The 6,567-nt window shown below is 69.6% G+C and carries 6 protein-coding genes; 3 read left to right on the top strand and 3 right to left on the bottom strand.

Going from position 1 to position 6,567, the window contains the following annotated elements:
- Positions 1-157: 157 nt before the first annotated feature.
- Positions 158-700, bottom strand: coding sequence for a cupin domain-containing protein (locus ACWGJ2_RS39840; protein ID WP_453351305.1), 543 nt, complete (start codon positions 698-700; stop codon positions 158-160).
- An 80-nt stretch (positions 701-780) separates the two neighbouring features.
- On the opposite strand from ACWGJ2_RS39840, the gene ACWGJ2_RS39835 reads away from it, so the two are divergent.
- Complete coding sequence (locus tag ACWGJ2_RS39835; RefSeq protein ID WP_453351304.1) at positions 781-1,647, top strand: LysR family transcriptional regulator; 867 nt, start codon at positions 781-783, stop codon at positions 1,645-1,647.
- Between the two features lie 210 nt (positions 1,648-1,857).
- Complete coding sequence (locus tag ACWGJ2_RS39830) at positions 1,858-2,913, top strand: chitinase (RefSeq protein ID WP_453351306.1); 1,056 nt, start codon at positions 1,858-1,860, stop codon at positions 2,911-2,913.
- A 29-nt stretch (positions 2,914-2,942) separates the two neighbouring features.
- Here the strand turns inward: ACWGJ2_RS39830 and ACWGJ2_RS39825 are convergent, their stop codons facing one another.
- Together ACWGJ2_RS39825 and ACWGJ2_RS39820 are read right to left on the bottom strand one after the other, a co-directional pair.
- Positions 2,943-3,476, bottom strand: a complete 534-nt coding sequence (locus ACWGJ2_RS39825) for a hypothetical protein (RefSeq protein WP_453351303.1) — start codon at positions 3,474-3,476, stop codon at positions 2,943-2,945.
- Between the two features lie 38 nt (positions 3,477-3,514).
- On the bottom strand, positions 3,515-4,702 hold the full coding sequence (locus tag ACWGJ2_RS39820; protein ID WP_453351302.1) for a helix-turn-helix domain-containing protein: 1,188 nt from the start codon (positions 4,700-4,702) through the stop codon (positions 3,515-3,517).
- Between the two features lie 293 nt (positions 4,703-4,995).
- Here ACWGJ2_RS39820 and ACWGJ2_RS39815 point away from each other — a divergent pair, with 293 nt between their 5' ends.
- The gene (locus ACWGJ2_RS39815) at positions 4,996-6,210 is read left to right on the top strand and encodes an rRNA adenine N-6-methyltransferase family protein (protein WP_453351301.1); all 1,215 of its coding nucleotides are present in this window, start codon (positions 4,996-4,998) and stop codon (positions 6,208-6,210) included.
- Positions 6,211-6,567: the final 357 nt, after the last annotated feature.

Genomic DNA, 6,567 nt, shown 5'->3' with positions numbered 1-6,567 from the left:
GCCTCCGGCTACCCGCCGGTCGCCAACGCCCTGAACGTCAACGGGTCCGGCGTGGACGGCTACGACATCGAGCTGCACCACCCCGACGAGTAGCCGGCCAGCACACTCGTGCCCAGCCCTCGGCCCGCCCCCGTGTCCGCCGGACACGGGGGCGGTGTCATCCCTCCCGCCGAGGGGCGAAGTCGGTGGCGGGCTCGGTGGCGTATCGGCGCATCGTCCCGATGCTCGCCGCCGGGCTCGGGGCCCGGCCGTCGGCGCTCAGGTCCCGCAGCTCACGGAAGTACGAGACGTAGAGGTCCGGTGTGAACGTGCTGAGCATGACGGCGGGTTGGTCCGTCACGTTGGCGAACGTGTGCGGGGCACCGGGCGGAACCATCACCAGCGTGCCCGCGCCCGCGTCGTACTCCTTCTCCCCGACGGTGAACCGCACCGTGCCGGAGACGATGTAGAAGCCCTCGTCGTGCTGGGCGTGGCGGTGCTGCGGCGGACCGGGTGTGTGCGGCGCGAGGACGGACTCGGCCATCCCGAGCCGGTGCCCGGTGTTGCTGCCGTCCTCCAGGACACGCATGCGCGTGGTGCCCAGAAGGATCGTCTCGCCGTCGTCCGGGCCCACCACCGATACGGCGGGATCCCCCTTGCCCTGCTCCAGGCTGTGCGGTGCGTGGTTCCCCGATGTGCTGTGCTGAGGTGCGTCGGTCATGTTCCGATTGCACCGCCGGGGCGCCGTGACCGTCCAAGACCTGTTCCAGGACGTCGATACCGTACGGGTATCGTCGCAGCATGGAGCTACGCGCGCTGCGCTACTTCGTCGCCGTCGCCGAGGAACTCCACTTCGGCAGGGCCGCCGTCAGGCTGCACATGAGCCAGCCGCCGCTGAGCCGGGCGATCAAGCGTCTGGAGACGGAGGTCGGCGCCGCGCTGTTCCACCGGACCTCAGCGGGCGTCGCGCTCACCCCGGCGGGGACGGTGCTGCTCGACGAGGCGCGCGGCCTGCTGGAGCGGGCCGAGCGGGCGCGCGTACGGGTGGCCGAGGCGGGCGGGGCCGGGGCCGGGACCGTCACCGTCGGCATCCTCGGGGACAGCGCCGACCCCGCCGCGACGAGGCTGGCCGCCGCCTACCGCCGCCGTCACCCGCGCGTCGAGGTCCGCGTCCGCGAGGCCGATCTGACGGATCCCACCTGCGGGCTGCACGCCGGAACCATCGATGTCGCCCTGACCCGCGGGCCGTTCGACACCACAGGGCTGACGGTGCGCGAGCCGCGCGCCGATCCCGTCGGCGCATTGCTGCGCGCCGACGATCCGCTGGCCCGCCGCGACAGCCTGAACCTGGCCGACCTCGCCGGGCGCCGCTGGTTCCGCTTCCCGCGCGACGCCGACCCGCTCTGGCAGGCGTACTGGAACGGGGGAGAAGCGCGCGAGGGCCCGGTGGTGCGCACCGTCCAGGAGTGCAGACAGGCCGTCACCTGGAACGGCACCGTCGGCATGACGCTGCTGGGCCATGAGCCGGGGGACGGGCTCGTGGTGGTGCCGCTGGCCGACATGCCGCCGAGCCGGGTGAGGGTGGCGTGGCACGAGGGCGACGACCGCCCGCTGGTCCGCTCGTTCGTCCAGCTCGCGCTGGACGCGTACGGCGCGCGGAGCGGCTGAGCGGGCGGGGGCCCTCTGGGGAGGGAAGCGCTCCATATCCGGTCCAGACCTCTTGACGAAAGGTCTGGACCTTTCTACTGTGCGGCGCATCGCGGCACCCGCGTCTCCGGGTGCGCCTTCGGGTCTCCGGATCCACTCCTCGCCCTACGGGCGGGAAGGGAGCACAGCGTGTCGGGTCGGACTGCACGTCTTCTGGGGGCCGGGGTGGCGATGGCCTTCGCCGCGCAACTGCTGCTCGGCGCGGCGCCGAGCGCTTCGGGCGCGTCGGATGCGTCCAGCACAGCGAACAAGCTGAGCGCGCCGAGTGCCGAGACCTGCGCCCAGAAGCCGAAGCCCTCGGGCAAGGTGCTCCAGGGCTACTGGGAGAACTGGGACGGCGCGTCGAACGGGGTCCACCCGCCCTTCGGCTGGACCCCCATCACCGACTCCCGCATCCGCGCGCACGGCTACAACGTCCTCAACGCGGCCTTCCCCGTGATCCGTTCGGACGGCACGGTGCTGTGGGAGGACGGCATGGACGCGACGGTCAAGGTCGCCACCCCGGCCGAGATGTGCCAGGCCAAGGCGGACGGCGCCACCATCCTGATGTCCATCGGCGGCGCGACGGCAGGTATCGACCTCAGCTCCGCCACCGTGGCCGACAGGTTCGTCGAGACCGTGGTGCCGATCCTGAAGAAGTACAACTTCGACGGCATCGACATCGACATCGAGACCGGCCTCGTCGGCAGCGGCAACATCAACACGCTGTCGGCCTCGCAGTCCAACCTCATCCGCATCATCGACGGTGTGCTCGCCCGCATGCCCGCCGGATTCGGCCTGACGATGGCCCCCGAGACGGCCTATGTCACAGGCGGCAGCGTGGTCTACGGCTCCATCTGGGGCGCCTACCTGCCGATCATCAAGAAGTACGCGGACAACGGGCGCCTGTGGTGGCTCAACATGCAGTACTACAACGGCAGCATGTACGGCTGCTCCGGCGACTCCTACTCCGCCGGTACGGTGCAGGGCTTCACCGCGCAGACGGACTGCCTCAACAAGGGCCTGGTCGTGCAGGGCACCACCATCAAGGTCCCCTACGACAAACAGGTCCCGGGCCTCCCGGCACAGCCCGGCGCCGGCGGCGGCTACATGTCGCCGAGCCTCGTCGCGCAGGCGTGGAACCACTACGGTGGCGGCCTCAAGGGCCTGATGACCTGGTCGCTGAACTGGGACGGCTCCAAGAACTGGACGTTCGGCGACAACGTCAAGGCCCTCCAGAGGCGTTGACGCGCCCTCACGGAGGCCCCGAGAAGAGGTCAGCCGATGGTGGCGCTCCAGCCACGGCGTTCCAGGTGCACGGTCCCGTCGGGGCGGATGCGGACACGGGCGCCGCGCACCGGAAGGTCACCGTCGATGGCGAGCCAGGTGCGGATGCGGTCCAGTTCGTCCCACAGCCTTCGGGGGCCGCCCTGGTGCACGGTGGGCGAGTCCCGGCGCCCGGCGGCGGTGGCTCGGGCCCAGGAGCCGTCCGCGTGCAGCATGTAGACCGTGCGCCGCTCATCGCCTCCCGCTCGACGGTGGATGATGCCTGGCACGGTCAGCTCCAGCGTGGAACGCAGGTCCCAGGTTCCCGGCACGTACACCAGCGGGTACCGGCTGGTGGTCACGCTCTCGCCCTCGGCGTGCTGCGCGGTCTCCCACAGCTCGACGTGCTGCGGGGGCTCGTCGTAGTCCTCACCGTGACGGTTGGCCATGAACGAGGCGGACTCCGGGGCGACGTGTCCGACCGCGCCGTCGTCCGCCGTCTTGTCCGCCACCATGATCAGCCCCGTCTCGGCGAGCGTGGTCACCAGCCTGCCGCTGGCGGGAGGGCAGGTGGAGGCCGGCCTTAGCCACGCACCCCGGCCCAGCGCGCCAACGCCGCCAGCTCCGGTTTCGAGCGTCGGTGCAGGGAGACGAGGACGCGCAGTACCTCGCGGGCCATGGGGTGAATCCGGGCCATCTGCGGGGCGGTCTCGCGGGCGTGCATGAGCGCCGTCAACGCCCCGTCGCGGTCCCCCTTGAGCAGGTAGGCGCGGGCGGCGTCGATGTGCAGGTGACACGTCCTCGTCGGACGTAGCCCGCGCAGTGGGTTCCCCTCCAGTTCGGTGCTCATCGAAACGGCTCGGTCGGGGGCGTCCAGCTCTACCCATGCGGCGAGTTCGTGAAGCGCCGTGTTGCCCGTGCCGAACGTCAGATTGTGGGTCAGGAGGTCTCCCTCCGGTAGCTGGTCAGCCAGCCGGTAGGCGTGCTCCATGTGTGCCTGCGCCTCGTTCTTGTTCCGTGCGCGGGAAGCGAGGGTGATGCCGCGCAGGTGCAGGCTTCCGGCGGCGACGATTGACTCCGTGCTGTCGTTGGGCAGCCGCCCGAGGTGGGTGATGGCTCGCTGAACGACGTCCAGACCGCCGTCGTAGTCACCTGCGGACTGGAAGGTGCCTGCTTCTGTCCACGCCGCCGCCGCCTCGGCTATGGGTGTCCCTGTACGGGTGGCGGCCCACTGCTGACGGGCGACGATGAGTTCGGCCAGGTCGGGATAGCCGAGTCGGTGGGCGATCGTGTAGGCACAGGAGTACACGTCCACGAGGACGAGCCAGGCAGCGGGATCGTCGGTCTGATGGGCGTGAACGGTTGCCTGCCGCACCAGTGTGGGCAGCATCTGCGCGAGTTCGTTGTAGGCCGTGTCAGCGCGCAGTGCGGCAGCCCGGTTGACGTCTGCCAGGAGCTGTCGCGGATCGGGTGCGTCTCCGGCAGGGTGTGCGTAGCGCCGCGTCGCCGAGCGCAGATCGATGATGTGCTGCGGGTCGGCATTGCTCTCCGGATACGGCTGCCCGTACAGATCCTGAGTGGTGACGCCGAGGGCCTGGGCGATGTTCGCGGCGACGGCGGGCGTACAGGCACGATCGCCCACTTCGATCTTCGACAGCAGGGACTTGGAGATCTTCGCCCGATGCGCGAGAGCGTCCTGGGTGAGTTCGCTGGTCTTGCGCAGCTCGGAGATGTTCTCGCCAACCGCGTTCGGTGGAGTGGCAGCGTGCATATCAGCCAGTGTCCCCCACAGGGTGACGAGACACCGTTGCTGCGATCAAGACGGCTTCACAGGTGTGCAAGCGATGTGCAACTTCCGCCCTGAGTTCCGTAGTTATCTGGTTACACGACGTTGAAGTCGACGCGACAGGAGACCTTCATGCGCGACGAACGGCCTTGGATCCTGCGGGGCAAGGAAGACGACAGCAACAAGGGTAACGATCACGGCGGCGGAGGGCAGGGTGAAGGAGACGACTCCGACCACTCCGACAGCCAGCCCTCAGCAATCTCGCACGGAGCGCCCCAGTGACCGCGAACGCGCACACGACGGCCAGCCCCGAGGGGCTGGCCGCCCAACTGACCGCAACCGGTGCCCTCGACAGGCAGTGGCGTCGCGCGTTCGAGGCCGTCCCGCGACACTGGTTCGTGCCGGATGTGATCTGGCCCGGCAAGTTCCAGGGCACCGGGCAGGCTTCGGCCATCGACCGCCGGAGCCACCCCGACGCCTGGTGGGACGCTGTCTACAGCGACCGCGCGCTGACCACGCAGTGGGACGACGGCGAGCACACCGGCCCCGAACCCGGCAAGGTGCCCAGTTGCTCGTCCAGCATGCCGACCATGGTCGCCGGCATGCTCGATGACCTCGACCTCCAGCCGGGCATGCGCGTGCTGGAAATCGGCACCGGGGAGGGATGGAACACCGCGTTGCTGTGCCATCGCACCGGTGAAGCCAACGTCACGACGGTGGAAACGGACCCGGTGCTCGCCGAACGGGCACGCACGCGACTGCGTGAGCGCGGGTTGACCCCCACCTGCATCACAGGCGACGGCAGCCTCGGCCACCCCGAACGTGCTCCGTTCGGGCGCATCATCGCCACCTGCTCTCTGGCCCGCATCCCCACGCAGTGGCTCGGGCAGGCTCGGCCCGGCTCGGTGATCGTGGCACCGTGGGCACCGGACTACGGCTCCGAGGCCATCGTCCGGCTGTCTGTCACCGACGGCGGCAACGCGCACGGACGGTTCACCCGGTCCTCCGCGTTCATGCGCCTGCGCCAGCAGCGCCGACGGTCCCGCCCCCTCCGTGAATACCTCGGCGGGCGGGAGTGGCCGGCCGATGCCACACGAGGCACTACCCGCTTGTCACCGGACGAGATTGGTCCGTGGGAGCGGATGTTCGCCCTCGGAGTGCAGTTGCCCGGCGTATTCGTCTGGCCCGAGAGGCACAAGGACGACACGTATCGCCTATGGCTGCGCGACAAGGAGGTCACCTCCTGGGCCAGCGCCGATTTTGCTCCAGGCCGTGACGAGTTCGACATCGCGCAGTCCGGTCCGCGCCGGTTGTGGGAAGAGGTCGAGGCCGCATACCGATGGTGGACCCGGCAGGGCCGCCCCGGTATCGAACGCTTCGGGCTGACCGTCGCCGGTGAACATCGCGTATGGCTCGGAGACCCCTCCCAGCCCGTACCCCAGTGGTGTTCCACCTCGGACGACTGGACCGCACCCTGCGATGACGGCGCTTGAGCCCTACGTATGACCCGCTAGTGAATGAGAGCATCATCCGCGATACAGCGGGACAAAACTCCCGCTGTATCCCTGCGCCGCTTCGCGCCAGGTGATCGTCACCCCGAACGTGGGCGTGAGACGAGAACGACTCCTGCCCGCACTGGACCCCGCTGGCGTCACGCGGCGGCTCCCCTTCGGCCCCTGAGCTGACGATCGGTGAGAACCCCTCGCTGCCGAGCCGGACCCGATCACCCGATGCCTCGCAGAAGCCAACGCCGTCCCCGCCCCGTTATGTTTTTCGTGGTCCTGTAAGAGGGCCGCTGGCCTCCGGGCCCGGCATGACTTTTGCCCCCTGTCGCACGGATGACCTGGGGG

This window comes from Streptomyces sp. NPDC054796, from assembly GCF_053611545.1.
The sequence above is the reverse complement of the archived record's forward strand: the minus strand, read 5'-3'. Positions and strand labels throughout refer to the sequence as shown.